The following is a 13,618-nucleotide window of genomic DNA, read 5'->3' as shown; positions in this document are numbered from 1 at the left end:
GAACCGGGCAACACGACCATTATCACGGCTCGCCGTTGGCTCCCGTCTCGCCTGTGACATGACGAACATTGCTGAGTCCCAAGAATTCTGTATCCAAGAGACTGGGGAGCGCGTCAACGGTCTCGAACTGGATTTACACCTCCTTTTGGGCGTCTGGGCCGTTATCGAGCGTCACGACGACCAATGGATCGTGGCGACCGATGACGGGGAGCGCCGGACGCTCGTCGCTGTCTCGGACTGACCTGATGCGGGCCGCGTCTCAGTCCGTCGTGCCGGATACATTCTCAAACACCGCAAGGTCGTGTCCGAGCAGCACTTCAGCCCCTGTGGCACGCTGGCGGTCGCGACACCGTTCGAGGCTCTCCTTCCATGCGCCGTTGTTCCACAGGAGACTCGTCGCCATGGGTTGTCCTGCGTAGTTCGCCTCAACGTAGGCTTCGTCGCCGACGACGAGGAGCGGCCGGTCCGGACGGTCGACGAATGCACCCATGAGCCCGGGCGTGTGGCCGGGGAGGTGAAGCAGTTCGATACCGTCAGTGAGGTGATAGCTGTCGCCGTAGACGATCTCCCAGTTCAGGTCGCGATCGAAATCACTGGCGAGGTAGGCGATAGAGCCGTCGTCCGTGTTGGCGCTGTAGTACGCGTATGGGAGTTCCTTGCGGTGGACGTAGATCGGCACGTCCGTTCCCGCGAAGTTGCGCAGGCCGCCGGCGTGGTCGAGATGCAGGTGGCTCATCACGACTGCATCGATCTCGTCGATCCTGTAGCCTGCGTCTTCGAGATCTGCTGGCAAAGGATGCTCGGCGGCATTGACGTGTGCGAACGCCTCGTACAGCGGGGTCGGCCAGTACCCGTCGCCGGCCTCCGGGTGAGAGCCGGTGTCCCAGAGGACCGTTAGCTCCGGTGTTTCGATAACGAGGTTCCACACAACGTACGTTTCGTACTCGTGCTCCGGGTTGCGGTGCGAGGCCGTTGCGACGCTGTATCCGTCGACGACGAAGTTTCGGTCAGCCTGTACGCGGCCCCGGTCAACGGATGTCACTGCGAGGTCGTCCATACGATGTCTACGGACTGTCACAAAGTAAAGACGGTGCCATGTGCAGTGGGCTGGCCTGATGCATCACCCGCGTTACGCTGTGGAATGGGGTTTCATGCCGTATAGACATCGAGGTGCTTTTATACTAAAATGTTCGTGGCAGAGCAGGACCCACACACACCACCCTGCAAGTGTTCTCGGAGTTTGCAGGGGTGGGGGGTGGGGAGGGGTGGAGCCACTTGGCCATACTTAAATAAACGGAAGATTGTTCTGTCCCGTCGAGACTATGTGATCGAGTCAAGACAGTTATATACAGATTTAGACGCTATAGAGCGCCCTTAGTCTAGGTTCTATAGAATCTGCTGTCCAACATTAGCCAGACAAAATTTCATATACCATAAGATATAAGATTATATTCTAGTTCTAGATCTGTTCTATGGCCAGAGAATGAAGAATCGCAGGAGTCAAGTACGCTAGGTCAGATATCGGTGTAGCAGACTGCTCGTGGCTGTTTTCGAGTGGAATCGGAGAAACACTTGCAGGGTGGTGTGTGACTTCCCGACGTGAAAACACTTGAAACACTTGAACGGTGGTCACTGGTTTTATATACAGTCACTCAAAAGATGGGATACGATGGTCGACGTGAACGAGAACCCGTTCGATGGGACTGATGCGATCTTCGAACGAAAGCAACCGCTGAAAAAAGATACGTTCACGCCGGATACGATCTTCCACCGCGACGAAGAGATCGAGTTCTACATCAACGCGCTTCAGGACGTCATCGTCGGCCACGACCCCAACAACGTTTTCGTCTACGGTCCAACAGGGGTCGGCAAGACTGCCGTCACGAAGTGGGTACGGGACAAACTCGAAGAGAAAGCCGAGGCTGAGGATATCCCGCTCACCGTTGTCGGTCCGATTAACTGCCGGAACTATCGGTCGGCGTATGCACTGGTAAATACGCTCGTCAACGAGTTCCGGGATCCTGAGAACCAGCTCCCGGAGAGTGGCTACAGCACTGACAGCGTCTTCGAGTTCCTCTACGAAGAGATAGAGGCTGTGGGCGGGAACGTTCTGATAATTCTGGATGAGATTGACAACATTCCAGCGGACGCACGGAACGACTTTCTCTACGAACTGCCGCGAGCTGAAGCGAACGAGAATACGCCGATCACCGATGCAAAGGTTGGGCTCATCGGTATCTCGAACGACCTCAAGTTCGTTGACGTGTTGGAACCCAAGGTGAAATCAACGCTGGGGGAGCGAGAGATCAAGTTCGGCCCGTACGACGCGACCGAACTTCGCGACATTCTGGGCTACTACGCTGACATTGCGTTCCGGGAGGACGTGCTCGGCGAAGACGTCGTCCCGCTAGCAGCGGCCTTCTCTGCACAAGAACGCGGTGACGTTCGGCAGGGACTCCGAATCCTCGAAAAGGCTGGGGAGTACGCGCGGATGGAGGGTGCAGATGGTGTGACGGAAGCGCATACACGACGGGCAACAGACACCATCGAAACCGACGAACTGCTTGACTACTTCGAACACGATCTGAGTTCACAGCAGGCGCTGACCTATCTCGCGACGACGCTCGCACTTATCGAGCCGAAACACGAGGCGTCAACGAAGCGGATCTACAATCTCTATTCTTCGATTGCGGAGTCGAGCGGTCGCCGCGTGAAATCCGAGCGGAAGATCTACGAGTTCCTTGACCAGCTTTCGATGCAGGGGCTGGTCCGCTCTGCGGAACGCAATCTCGGTCGTAAGGGCGGCCGCAAGTACATTTACGAGGTCACCGATGACCCGACCGACATCATCAACGCTGCACTCCAGTCCTCCTACAGCGATGCCGTACCGAGCAACGTCAACGGGATTCTCGAACACTACCTGGAAGACGAGGCGACTGAGTTCGAGGCACCGGACACTACTGACGACGAGCAACAGAACCTCTGGCAGTTCACGTAGCCACCCCCGTCGGCTCACACGCCAGAACACTTGCACGGTGGTGTGTGTGTGTCCAGCGGCGGTCTCTCTATTGTGGCGTCCAGAACAGTTGCAGGGTGGTGTGTGTCCCCACAATAGACAGTGAAAGAGGAGTACATACAGGTGGTTATCTGGTATCTGTCCCCCGCTGCAGTGTGTAGAACACTTGCAGACTGGTGTGTTCACCCGTTCCTACCACAGCTCGACGGTATTCCGTTTCGAAAACACTTGCAGGGTGGTGTGAACCCTGATCTGACGGAAAAACCGCCCAAAACGGCCGTTTTGGAACACTTGCAGGGTGGTGTTTCGGCGTATTCTCACCTACCTCAATCAGTGCGTGAAACACTTGCACGGTGGTGTGCAAGGTCGCATCAGAACTCCAAACAACGCCACAACAACACTTGCAGCATGGTGTTTTCGGACATTTCAGATGCTCACACACCTTCCGTCCGAACACTTGCAGGGTGGTGTGTGAACACGTGTTCACCGTTCTGGTCCAGTTGTAGTCGAACTGGAAACACTTGCAGGGTGGTGGTAGAACACTTGTATGAGGGTGTCAGGTCGACTGTCCGGTGATGTCAGAACACTTGTAGGGTGGTGTACCGACTCGGTATCACTCGCATGGACTTCGTACAGGAGCATAATGACCTGTCTGTCTGGTCTCTCCGGGCTGTACAGACTGTCCAGTAGTGTACTGCTGTCGTAGTGATAGCTAGCCAGCCAAATTCCACAAAGAACACTCGAAGGGTGGTGTACCCCAGAAAAACACGTCGTTTGCGACGCAATCAATCGGCAGTGAGTGACTGACCTCTCGCCGTTACATCGGTGCCTGGTTGTAGATGAGATTCCGCTGGATGTCGTTGGCTCCTTCGTAGATGACCGGAATCCGCACGTCGCGGTACACGCGGGAAATGCGGTTCTCTGTCAGCACGGATCGCCCACCGTGGAGTTGCATCCCCTTCTCCGCACAGTCCATCGCGGCTTCGGTCGCGTTGGTCTTTGCCAATGCGGCCCAGTAGCCGGAGTTCTCCTGATTGGCGACGCGCTCAGCCGCGTGCCAGGTGAGGGTCCGGGCGGACTGGAGGCTGAGTTGCATATCGGCCAGCTTGTGTTGGACCGCCTGGAATTCGTCGACGGTCTTGCCGAAGGCTTCGCGGTCGTGGACGAACTCCCATGCTTCCTCGATGGCTGCCGCGGCCAGACCGAGGCCGTGTCCGCCGACGACGACGCGGCCGTGGTTGAAGAACTCAGCGAGCATATAGAAGCCGGCCCCTTCCACGCCGACCAGATTCTCTTCCGGAATCCGGCAGTCATCGAGCACAATGTGGGCCTGCTTGGACGCCCGGAAGCCCATCTTTTCAGGGATGTGCTCGGCGTGGTAGCCGTCGGCGTCCGTCGGAACGATAAACATCGAGTAGTTCCCGTAGCGGTCGTTCGGGTCGTCACCGGTCTTGGCGTACAGCGTCACCCAGTCCGCCTCGACGCCGTTGCCGATCCAGTATTTTTCGCCGTTAATCACCCACTCGTCACCGTCTTTCTCGGCGGCCGTCGTCATCCCGGCGAGGTCGCTCCCCGTCTCCGGTTCGGAGACGGCGAGACCGGTAAGCTGATCGCCGGCGGCGACGGGCTCAAGGAACTCCTCTTTCTGCCAGTCTGCGCCGTGGTCCTCGACGATCTCCGCCCCGAAGCTGGCGAGTTGGATTGTCAGCGCGATCCCTGCGTCGGCTTTGTACAACTCCTCTGCCATCGCAAGCATCTGCTGGAGGTCGTAGCCGCTCCCGCCCCACTCTTCGCCGATATCCTGTGCGACGAGTCCAGCCTCCGTTGCCGCTTCGAGTACATCCCAGGGGTACTCCCCGGACGCGTAGTACTCACCCGCGACTGGCTCGATGTGCTCCGCGGCGAACTCCCGAGCCTCTTCCTTGACCTCGTGTGCGTGTTCCGGAACGAGTTTCTCGGATAGCAGATCCATGGGAATTATCATGGTTTGTGTACTCATATACTCCGTGGAACTCTGCCAAACACCGTCATAGTTGTTTCCCGAAAACCGCTGATAATCGGCCAGCACGCTTTTGCATGGCTATGGCCTTCCTCGGGCATGAATCGTCGAGACTACCTGCTTGCCGGAGCAACCCTTGGAACCGCCGGGCTTGCGGGATGTTCGTTTCTGGCCGCAGCCGAGGCACCGCCACCGGATGTTCCGACAGCGCAACTGAACGATGGTGGCTGGACGCAAACGGACCAGTCCTCGGAGACAGTGTTCGACCGAAGCTATGGCCCGGTTTCGGTTGAGGCTGTCTCCAGTACGGTCCAGTATGTCGACGAACAACTACAGGAGCGTGTCGCCAACCGAACCCTTGACCAAGTCCAGACCGCGCTCTCCGTGTTTTTTGCCACGCGAGTGGACTTCAGTCCGAATCTCGATAATCTCCCAGCTGGTGTGGGCCGCGAGGAACTGCTGGCGGAAGTCAGAACAAATGCCCGCGACAGCTTCGAACAGCAGATGGAAGCACAGGGGCTGACCGACATCGAGAAATCCGGTGAAGGGAGAATCAATGTTGACACCGGTGAGACAGCTGAGACGGTGGAACTGTCCGCTGTGTACCCATTCGAAGGGATTTCCTTCGACGTGACCGAGGACGAGGCCGTCGAGATACCAGCCAGCGATATCGACATCTCGGCGATGTTCGCCGTCTGGCATCACGGCGATTTCGTCATCATATCTGGGGGCGCGTACCCGGCACAGAACTTCGAGCAGGTCGTTGAAAACGACCTGAGTGATGGAATCACGGTCACCGTCGATGTCGATCTCGGACTCCAGCCCGATGCCTACCGGACCGAAGTTCGGAATCTTGTCACTGGCGTCCAGTAACCGTTATTGGCGTCCGGTCACCGATACTGCTCGCTGGAGACGCTCGCACTCCCCCTATTCCGGCGCGGCGTCGTCAGGGACGCGGCCCTCGACGAGCGATTCGTCGGCGTACTCGTCGCGGAGCGACTTTTTGTCAAACTTTCCAGTTGCCGTCTTCGGGACCTCGTCGATAGTGACGAAGTTATCCGGGACCCACCACTTGGGGTAGGAGTCGAGAATGTACTCCCGGAGTTCATCGCCAAGCGTCTCCTCGTCGGCGTCGGCCGTCGGAACGATCATGGCGAGCGGGCGCTCCTGCCAGCGCTCGTGGGGGACACCGATGACTGCCGCTTCGTTCACGTCGTCGTGGGCTATCAGTTCGTTTTCCAGTTCGAGCGAAGAGATCCACTCCCCGCCGCTCTTGATAACGTCTTTTGCCCGGTCGACGATCTTAATGTAGCCGTCCTCGTCGACGGACACCACGTCGCCAGTCTTCAGATAGCCGTCCTCGAACTCCTGTTCGTTTGCTTCCGGTCGCTTGAAGTACTCTGTCGTTACCCATGGCCCGCGGATGTGGAGTTCGCCGAAGTCCTCGCCGTTGTGCGGGACCTCGTTGCCGTTGTCGTCGATGACACGGAACTCCAGCCCGGGCGTGATGAGTCCCTGTTTCGAGCGCTTGTCCAGTTGCGTCTGATAGTCGGCGTCCTCTAGGTCGCTCCGCAGGGACGCCACCGCACCCACCGGGGCCGTCTCGGTCATCCCCCAGGCGTGGACAAGTTCCACGTCGCGGTCGTCGAAGAACCGGATCATCGCCTCCGGTGCGGCGCTTCCGCCGACGATGAGACGCTCAAGCGAGGAGAGGTCAACATCGTTCTCTTTGATGTACTCCATCAGTCCCAGCCAGACGGTCGGGACGCCGGCAGTGACGGTGACGTCCTCCTCTTCGATGAGCTTCGCAAGGTCCGCCGGCTCCGGCTGTGGGCCGGGGTAGACGTGCTTGGCCCCGCCGGCAGTTGCTGAGAATGGGAGTCCCCACGCGTTGACGTGGAACATCGGGACGACAGGCATCATCACGTCGTCGTCGTCGAGTGGGATCCCCTGTGGTGATTGAATCGCCATTGTGTGGCTCCACAGCATCTGCTGGGTGTACTCGACGCCTTTCGGCCGCCCAGTCGTGCCGGACGTGTAACAGAGACCGGCGGGGCGGTCCTCCTCCAGTTCGGGCCAGTCGTACTCCGTCGGCTGGTCGGCGATGAACGACTCGTAGGCAACGGCATCAAGCTCCGTGTCCGGAACAGACTCGCTCATGACGACGAACTGCTCGACCGTCTCGAAGGACTCGGGATCATCGGTGGCGGCACCCTCGAGTTTCGGGAGGAGCGACTCGTCGACGAAAATGAGTTCATCCTGTGCGTCGCTGACGATATACTGAATGTGTTCGTCGGGCAGGAGCGGATTGATAGTGTGTAGCTGCGCACCGGTTCCGGGTACCCCGAAGTACGTCTCGAAGTGACGGCTGTGGTTCCAACAGAACGTCCCGAGTCGTTCGCCGTCGCCATAGCCGGCTTCCTCGATCGCGTTCGCTAACTGTGCCGTCCGTTCGACAGATTCGGCGTAGTCGCGGCGGACGATACCCTCGTGGGTACGAGAGACGACCTCTGTGTCCGGATACAGTGTTTCTGCACGCCACAGGAACGGTCGTAGAGTTTGCGGGCTGCCTCCTGGCATATCATGATGGAAGGGCCCACGGTACAAGAAACACTGCTAAATCTTTTATGAAGGACAAGCAGTTCATCCGCAGTTCCCGCCGCTAGAATAACTTCGGACCGTTTACACTTCGATTTCCTGCATCAGGTCGACCAGCTCTTCGAGTTCCGGAAATGTGTACACCTTCACGTTGATGTCGGATTCCAGTGCGTGGACACGGGAGTCGAACATCAGCGCCATCTCGTTCTCTCGGTCGCCGACGAGCTGGTCCACCATCCCACTCCCCGGGCCGAACGTGAAGTTCGGCGTTGAGATGTCGATGGTGGTATCGAGGACGTTTGCCCAACCGTCGATGAAGCCGCTGGTCATGATGTTGCCGATCTCCTGAATCGCCGAGCGTTCCATGTCGGTGAAGCCGCTCGCGTTGGGGTCTGTCTCGCCCATGTCGCCGATCATCCCGGTGGCGAGGTCCTTCGCACTGGCGGCGTTGAACAGGAACAGGATGTGCCCGTGGGGCTTTTCGACCATTTCGATACTGATACCGATCTGTTTCTCGTCGCCGACGTGTGTTTTGATATCCGGGATATCGATGAAGTTGATCTTCGTGATCTCCATCTCTGTCTCCATCCCAGTCATCTGGCTAAGGTGGTTCGCAACGGTGTTACCGCCTTCTTTAGCCATCTGATTGAACAACCCGAGCTTCCGAATATCTATCATCAGACTCATTCGTTAGGACCAGCGTTGCCGCTGAGTTGTGTGCCCTCATACATAAGCTATGCACCCGCATTTTCGTCAGCGAGAATCGGAGCGTGTCGATACCGCTTGCTCACTCCACACGGACGCTCACAGCAACGCCCTCACCGAGCGGTAACAGTCCTGTCTCGAACGCCGGGTCGTCGCCGACGCGTTCGAGATACGCAGCGATACCGCGACTTGTTTCGTTGGCGTCGATGTCCTCGCCAGCCAGCAACGCCTGTACTGCCTCGAACTCCAGCGGCCCGGCCTCGATCATGTTGTCAGCGACCACGGCCCCACCAACCGGTACTTTCGCCCGGACTGCCTCGAAGGCCTCCACGTAACGGTGTTTCTCGTTGTCGATGAGCACCACGTCGAACGGGCCGTCGTAGTTCTCGACGGTTTTGATTGCGTCACCGTGCTCGAATGTGGCCCGTGCGGCGAACCCGCCGCGGTCGAGGAACTCGCGGGCTTCTTCGAGTTCGTCGGCGTCGATCTCGGTCAGGACAATCTGTCCATCGTCGGAGACGGCAGGGGCCATCCAGTACGCAGAGTAGCCGAAGCCGGAGCCGAACTCGAAGACGCGGTCGGCGTCGACCATCCGGGTGACAAGGCGGAGCCACCCGCCGACTGCGGGACCGACTGTCGGAAATCCTTCTCGGTCGGCTTTGGCGTCCATCTCATCGATGATTGCATCGCTGGCTGGCGCCAGTGTACGGGCGAACTGCTCTGTCACTCTCGGGAGCGGGGTTTCGTCCATATCAGGCTATGCCGGTAGCGGCGACATAAACGAGTGGGTCCGGACCGGGAACTAGCCGAGTTCGAGGCGTTCGACGTACTGAATTACGGATTCCAGCGCAGGATTGGCGTAGTACTCAACACTATTGTCTGCTGTCTCGTACGAGAGAATCCCCAGATCGTCCAGACGCGGAAGGTGATTGTGTGCCAGCGACACGCCCACCTCGTCGCGTGACTTTGGCGTCGTTCTGGCTGGGATAGCCTTCTCACGCTCGTAGACGCGGTCGACGAGGTCGTCCAGCGGGACCTCGGCGTCTGACCGGTCTTTCAGGTGATACAGGAGACTTCGTCGCCGCGGAGCGGAGAGCAGTTCCAGGACCTGATCAAACGAGTACGGTATCGGAATCGTTTCTGGCTCCTCCGGGTCGCCCTTCTTCACGCCGCCGGGTGGGGTGACGGTATCCCGAAACGTCGGCGTCTCCTCTGCGTCTTGCGACGCCGTGACGGTCCAGCCGTGGTCCGGGAGATACTCGTACACGACATCATACAGCGGCCGAAACATCTCGACTGTCTCTTCGGTATGGGCCTCCGGGTCCATATGGTGGTGGCTCGAGACGTCTATCTCGGCACATTGCCGGTTCAACGCTGTCACCAGCGCGATGACGCGGTCACGCTCCCAAGACTCAAGCAGCCCAGTAAGAGAATGCAAGCACAGAAGCAGCGGCGTATCTGCCTGTTCTAGCCGACCGAGATGGCGGGAGACGGTCGTGCTGATGTCTATCGGCGCCACTGTCGCAGGAAGGGTATCAAGCGTCAATGAGGGAAATGCGCCAGACGCTGCTGCCTGTGAGGTCGCCGGTAACTCGCTGCCGGCGTCGACGATGATCGCCTCTTCGGGCATCTCGTCGTCGAGGTGCTGTTGCCACAGCGAGAGGCGCGAATCTGGGGATTCAGACACCGTGACACAGATTGCCTTCGAGTTACTGACCTCCTGCTCAGCCAGGAACCCGGCACACCCCTCTCGTTCGGCGTCGCTTGAATCGCGTGCCAGCACTAATACGGACGTAGCCTCTTCCAGAGGCTGGTCCACTGTCCCACTCCCGGAGTTCATTGCGTACTGTATCGTATCTGGAACCATAAAGCCATCAACAAATAAGCGTTCCCTTGACATACGGTAACCTTTGATGAGTACTGCTTGAACATGAGACAGTGCCTGTCTCGGCTCTCTCCGTACATAGCCTCTAGTGCACATTCCAGACCGTCCCAAGTCCGAGGATTTTTGCGATGCTACGCCGTAATATCGACTATGCCAATCATGTCGAGTAGCGACTTTTCTATTCACATAGAGGAGTGTGATGAGTTTGACGACGGAATGCCGATAAGTTCGCTCCCGGACGAAGTCACGTCTATCGACGACCTCGACTGTGAATGCTGGAGCGGGTTCGAATCGCTGGACGAAATCTAACATCGGGTGTAGCAGCCCGGATAGTCAGAGCGTGGTTTCAGTAGACCGCTCGCCGGGAACCGTTTTTACGATACGTCGCTAGAACAACTACATTTTAGACTTCTCTACAGGCTCTGGTGACGAGTGTTTGACTATTATGAAAGCACTCGCAAATAGATCATCCCCATTCGGAACACGTCTGCGTATGGCCACGTTCACTCTGGACAACGCACTCGTCTCGTGCCCTTGCTCACGCCGGGCCGTCCCAATCAGACATCCCAGTAGGCCGGTTCGTTACCGGACTTCCACTTTATCGAGCACCCTCTGGACGGTTTCTCAGCCGCCGTAATCTGGTCGCCATCGAGCAACGTTTCGACGTGGGTGGCCATCTCCCGCTCGCTTGGTTCGTCGTCCGGATTTGGCGCGTCGTCGAGGCGACCGTGGTACGCCAGTTTGAACGTCCCACCGTCGTTCCGGAACAGGAACGGATCAGGGGTACACCGGGCGCCGTACGCGGCTGCGACGCCCTGAGACTCATCGAATAGATACGCGTCATACTGTATTTCCCCGCGTTCGACGAGTTCCTGCATCCGCTCGAAGGAGTCGTCGGGGTACTCCTCGGGGTCGTTAGCATTGATCCCGACGACAGCAAGGTCGTCGTATTCCGTCGCGAGGCGGTTTAGCTCACCAATCTTCGCTTTCGCGTATGGACAGTGGTTGCACGTAAACACGACCAGTAGTGCGTCCTTGTCCACGAAATCCGACAGTGAGTATGTTGCCCCATCCGCTCCTGGCAGTTCGAACGTCGGTGCTTCGTCCCCACGTCCGAGCACGTCGGACTCCGAATCGAGTGAAACCATCGCCTTCCGCTACGACTGTCGCCGCTAAAAGTCCACGGACACTATAGTAGCCATTGAGAGGTAATGAACACCCGATCGCACGATTGCAGTGCGATTGGTGCGTACATCGTGTCAATCGTTACTATATGCTGACTTCTGTGATCGTCGCTTTTCGCTCAACTGTCCACGTCGCTGGATGTCGCTGCCGCGGTATCGAAGGCCTTCGCTGCCTCGAACGCTGTACTCCCGTCATCGACGGAGAATAGCGTCTCTTCTCCCTCTGCTTCGTGTTTTTCTAGCAGCCCCACTGTCACCAGCTCTTCAAGCGTCCCATCAAGATATAGCGTCTTCAGCGGCACGCCGGCAGCCTCGCTCAGGGCCGTTTTCGTATACGTCTCGTCCACATCGAGGCGGAGTATCGTGTCGATAACTGTTGCCGCCTTGTCGTGGTTCGCGACATGCGCCCATCCTGTGTCAGAATCAGCCCGTTGACCACCCTCTTCGAACATTAATCGACACCTAACCGGCAGAGATACTAAAACTGTCTGGTGCATTTCCACCCGAATGATGTGACTTCCTCTCACTATTGAGCAAGGCTTTTGTCCGCGTCACTCCGCTGGCACTGTATGAGCAGTCGCCGCGAGATACTCGACCTGCTACGAGAGAACGCTCGCTACACGACCGAGGACATCGCTCGGTTGACCGATTACTCCGAGAGCGAGGTAGCCGAGATCATCGACGAATTCGAGGAGGCAGGTATCATTCGCGGCTATCAAGCAGTCGTCGACTGGAACGCGGTCGAGAGCGACGAGGAACGCGTCCGTGCAACTGTCGAACTTAACGTCACGCTGGATCGTGAAACCAGCTACGACGATATCTCTGACCGGATCGCGAAGTTCCCGGAAGTGACTTCGCTGCGCCTCGTCAGCGGTGACTACGACTTCGACCTAGAGGTTGAGGGCGATTCGATGCGCGAAGTGTCGCATTTCATCAGCGACAAAATCGCGCCGATCCCCGAGATTACGCAGACGGTAACCCACTATATCATGGAGTCGTACAAGGAGCAGGGGATGGAGTTCGACGATCACGACGACGATGACCGGCTGTCTGTCTCACCATGACGTTCGAGCCAGCAGACAGAGTCGATAGCGTGCCGCCCTCGGGCATCCGACGGTTCTTTGAACTGGCCGAGGAGATGGACGACATCATCTCTCTCGGGGTCGGCGAACCGGATTTCTCGGCCCCATGGTCGGCTCGTGAAGCCGCTATCGCGTCGCTCGAACGCGGCCAGACCTCCTACACCGCCAACCGCGGGAAACGGGAGCTCCGAGAACGCATCGAGGACTACGAAGCGGCGACGCACAACCTGCAGTACGACCCTGATGAGGAAATCCTCGTCACGGCGGGTGCGAGCGAGGGTTTGGATCTCGCGTTTCGGGCGCTGTTAAATCCCGGCGACTCAATCGCTATCGCCCAGCCCTGCTACGTCTCGTACGTCCCTGGTGCGACGTTCGCCGGCATCGACGTTATCGACGTTCCGACACGCGCAGAGGACGAGTTCAAGCTCACCCGAGAAGTGCTGGAATCGTCCGGTGCGGCGGAGGCTGACGCGCTCGTGTACTGTTTCCCGAACAACCCGACCGGAGCAACGATGACAGCCGAGGAGATGGCGGATGTTGCGGCCTTTTGCCGCGAAAACGATCTCCTCGTGTTCGCCGACGAGATCTACGCCGACCTCACGTACGAACACGATCACACGTCTATCGCTACCCTCCCTGGGATGCGTGAGCGGACCGTCGTGTTCAATGGCTTCTCGAAGGCGTTCGCGATGACAGGGTTCAGACTGGGGTACGCGATGGCCCCGCCGAAGGCCATCGAGGCGATGAACCGAATCCATCAGTATTCGATGCTCTCGGCCCCGACGACAGCCCAGCACGCCGCTATCGAGGCGCTCGACAACTGCCGCGACGAGGTCACGGAGATGGCCGCGCAGTACGACCGCCGACGGAAGTACGTCCTCACGCGCTTCGAAGAGATGGGACTTGACTGCTTCCCAGCGGCCGGAGCGTTCTACGCGTTCCCGGAATGCCCCTGGGACGATGCCGGTGAGTTCGCCGAGAGTTTGCTTCAGGAAAAACGGGTCGCGGTAGTCCCCGGAACCGCATTCGGTGAGGGTGGGTCAGGCCACCTGCGAGTGTCCTACGCCACGGGTCTCGACGATCTCAAAGAGGCGATGGCCCGGATTGAGTCGTTCCTTGATTGACAATTATGGTCGGCGAAACATTCAG

The 13,618-nt window shown here is 58.3% G+C and carries 14 protein-coding genes; 6 read left to right on the top strand and 8 right to left on the bottom strand.

Annotated elements, in window-relative coordinates; genetic code table 11:
* Positions 1-58 precede the first annotated feature (58 nt).
* Entirely contained in the window at positions 59-241 is a 183-nt protein-coding gene (locus ACODNH_RS03685) for a hypothetical protein (RefSeq protein WP_306707574.1), read from the top strand.
* Positions 242-259: 18 nt separating this feature from the next.
* Here ACODNH_RS03685 and ACODNH_RS03680 read toward each other — a convergent pair whose 3' ends face one another.
* Positions 260-1,057, bottom strand: coding sequence for an N-acyl homoserine lactonase family protein (locus ACODNH_RS03680; protein ID WP_306707571.1), 798 nt, complete (start codon positions 1,055-1,057; stop codon positions 260-262).
* Between the two features lie 612 nt (positions 1,058-1,669).
* On the opposite strand from ACODNH_RS03680, the gene ACODNH_RS03675 reads away from it, so the two are divergent.
* The gene (locus tag ACODNH_RS03675; RefSeq protein ID WP_004516282.1) at positions 1,670-2,998 is read left to right on the top strand and encodes a Cdc6/Cdc18 family protein; all 1,329 of its coding nucleotides are present in this window, start codon (positions 1,670-1,672) and stop codon (positions 2,996-2,998) included.
* Positions 2,999-3,833: 835 nt separating this feature from the next.
* Here ACODNH_RS03675 and ACODNH_RS03670 read toward each other — a convergent pair.
* Positions 3,834-4,988 (bottom strand): acyl-CoA dehydrogenase family protein, encoded by a 1,155-nt coding sequence (locus ACODNH_RS03670; RefSeq protein ID WP_306710402.1) that lies wholly within the window; start codon positions 4,986-4,988, stop codon positions 3,834-3,836.
* A 126-nt stretch (positions 4,989-5,114) separates the two neighbouring features.
* On the opposite strand from ACODNH_RS03670, the gene ACODNH_RS03665 reads away from it, so the two are divergent.
* Positions 5,115-5,888 (top strand): hypothetical protein, encoded by a 774-nt coding sequence (locus ACODNH_RS03665; protein ID WP_306707566.1) that lies wholly within the window; start codon positions 5,115-5,117, stop codon positions 5,886-5,888.
* A 54-nt stretch (positions 5,889-5,942) separates the two neighbouring features.
* Here ACODNH_RS03665 and ACODNH_RS03660 read toward each other — a convergent pair whose 3' ends face one another.
* The 4 genes from ACODNH_RS03660 to ACODNH_RS03645 form a co-directional block, all read right to left on the bottom strand.
* Positions 5,943-7,595: a long-chain fatty acid--CoA ligase gene (locus ACODNH_RS03660; RefSeq protein ID WP_306707564.1), complete on the bottom strand. Its 1,653-nt coding sequence runs from the start codon at positions 7,593-7,595 to the stop codon at positions 5,943-5,945.
* 102 nt (positions 7,596-7,697) lie between these two features.
* On the bottom strand, positions 7,698-8,300 hold the full coding sequence (locus tag ACODNH_RS03655) for a chemotaxis protein CheC (RefSeq protein ID WP_306707562.1): 603 nt from the start codon (positions 8,298-8,300) through the stop codon (positions 7,698-7,700).
* Positions 8,301-8,400: 100 nt separating this feature from the next.
* Positions 8,401-9,069 carry an O-methyltransferase gene (locus ACODNH_RS03650; RefSeq protein WP_434530933.1) on the bottom strand — a complete coding sequence of 223 codons (669 nt, stop codon included), beginning with the start codon at positions 9,067-9,069 and terminating at the stop codon, positions 8,401-8,403.
* Between the two features lie 51 nt (positions 9,070-9,120).
* On the bottom strand, positions 9,121-10,158 hold the full coding sequence (locus ACODNH_RS03645; protein ID WP_434530932.1) for a DUF7504 family protein: 1,038 nt from the start codon (positions 10,156-10,158) through the stop codon (positions 9,121-9,123).
* A gap of 195 nt (positions 10,159-10,353) precedes the next feature.
* Here ACODNH_RS03645 and ACODNH_RS03640 point away from each other — a divergent pair, with 195 nt between their 5' ends.
* The gene (locus ACODNH_RS03640; RefSeq protein ID WP_014040640.1) at positions 10,354-10,512 is read left to right on the top strand and encodes a hypothetical protein; all 159 of its coding nucleotides are present in this window, start codon (positions 10,354-10,356) and stop codon (positions 10,510-10,512) included.
* A 248-nt stretch (positions 10,513-10,760) separates the two neighbouring features.
* On the opposite strand, the gene ACODNH_RS03635 is transcribed toward ACODNH_RS03640, so the two are convergent.
* Both ACODNH_RS03635 and ACODNH_RS03630 read right to left on the bottom strand, forming a co-directional pair.
* A complete protein-coding gene (locus ACODNH_RS03635; protein WP_434530931.1) occupies positions 10,761-11,351 on the bottom strand; it encodes a thioredoxin family protein in 591 nt (196 codons plus the stop codon).
* 155 nt (positions 11,352-11,506) lie between these two features.
* Positions 11,507-11,839, bottom strand: a complete 333-nt coding sequence (locus ACODNH_RS03630) for a hypothetical protein (protein ID WP_434530930.1) — start codon at positions 11,837-11,839, stop codon at positions 11,507-11,509.
* 117 nt (positions 11,840-11,956) lie between these two features.
* Between ACODNH_RS03630 and ACODNH_RS03625 the strand changes: the two genes are divergently transcribed.
* Both ACODNH_RS03625 and ACODNH_RS03620 read left to right on the top strand, forming a co-directional pair.
* Positions 11,957-12,451 carry an Lrp/AsnC family transcriptional regulator gene (locus tag ACODNH_RS03625; protein ID WP_434530929.1) on the top strand — a complete coding sequence of 165 codons (495 nt, stop codon included), beginning with the start codon at positions 11,957-11,959 and terminating at the stop codon, positions 12,449-12,451.
* Positions 12,448-13,593, top strand: a complete 1,146-nt coding sequence (locus ACODNH_RS03620) for a pyridoxal phosphate-dependent aminotransferase (protein WP_434530928.1) — start codon at positions 12,448-12,450, stop codon at positions 13,591-13,593. The genes ACODNH_RS03625 and ACODNH_RS03620 overlap by 4 nt, the downstream gene beginning before the upstream one ends.
* Positions 13,594-13,618 lie beyond the last annotated feature (25 nt).

Source organism: Haloarcula sp. NS06, assembly GCF_051122755.1.
Lineage (GTDB): Archaea > Halobacteriota > Halobacteria > Halobacteriales > Haloarculaceae > Haloarcula.
This window is presented reverse-complemented; position numbering and strand designations above follow the sequence as displayed.

Bases quoted from the DNA above. Each gene is read 5' to 3' on its own strand.
- ACODNH_RS03685 (WP_306707574.1), top strand. From the start codon at position 59: ATGACGAACATTGCTGAGTCCCAAGAATTCTGTATCCAAGAGACTGGG.
- ACODNH_RS03640 (WP_014040640.1), top strand. From the start codon at position 10,354: ATGCCAATCATGTCGAGTAGCGACTTTTCTATTCACATAGAGGAGTGT.
- ACODNH_RS03630 (WP_434530930.1), bottom strand. From the start codon at position 11,839: ATGTTCGAAGAGGGTGGTCAACGGGCTGATTCTGACACAGGATGGGCG.
- ACODNH_RS03635 (WP_434530931.1), bottom strand. From the start codon at position 11,351: ATGGTTTCACTCGATTCGGAGTCCGACGTGCTCGGACGTGGGGACGAA.
- ACODNH_RS03675 (WP_004516282.1), top strand. From the start codon at position 1,670: ATGGTCGACGTGAACGAGAACCCGTTCGATGGGACTGATGCGATCTTC.
- ACODNH_RS03620 (WP_434530928.1), top strand. From the start codon at position 12,448: ATGACGTTCGAGCCAGCAGACAGAGTCGATAGCGTGCCGCCCTCGGGC.
- ACODNH_RS03660 (WP_306707564.1), bottom strand. From the start codon at position 7,595: ATGCCAGGAGGCAGCCCGCAAACTCTACGACCGTTCCTGTGGCGTGCA.
- ACODNH_RS03670 (WP_306710402.1), bottom strand. From the start codon at position 4,988: ATGGATCTGCTATCCGAGAAACTCGTTCCGGAACACGCACACGAGGTC.
- ACODNH_RS03655 (WP_306707562.1), bottom strand. From the start codon at position 8,300: ATGAGTCTGATGATAGATATTCGGAAGCTCGGGTTGTTCAATCAGATG.
- ACODNH_RS03650 (WP_434530933.1), bottom strand. From the start codon at position 9,069: ATGGACGAAACCCCGCTCCCGAGAGTGACAGAGCAGTTCGCCCGTACA.
- ACODNH_RS03680 (WP_306707571.1), bottom strand. From the start codon at position 1,057: ATGGACGACCTCGCAGTGACATCCGTTGACCGGGGCCGCGTACAGGCT.
- ACODNH_RS03665 (WP_306707566.1), top strand. From the start codon at position 5,115: ATGAATCGTCGAGACTACCTGCTTGCCGGAGCAACCCTTGGAACCGCC.
- ACODNH_RS03645 (WP_434530932.1), bottom strand. From the start codon at position 10,158: ATGAACTCCGGGAGTGGGACAGTGGACCAGCCTCTGGAAGAGGCTACG.
- ACODNH_RS03625 (WP_434530929.1), top strand. From the start codon at position 11,957: ATGAGCAGTCGCCGCGAGATACTCGACCTGCTACGAGAGAACGCTCGC.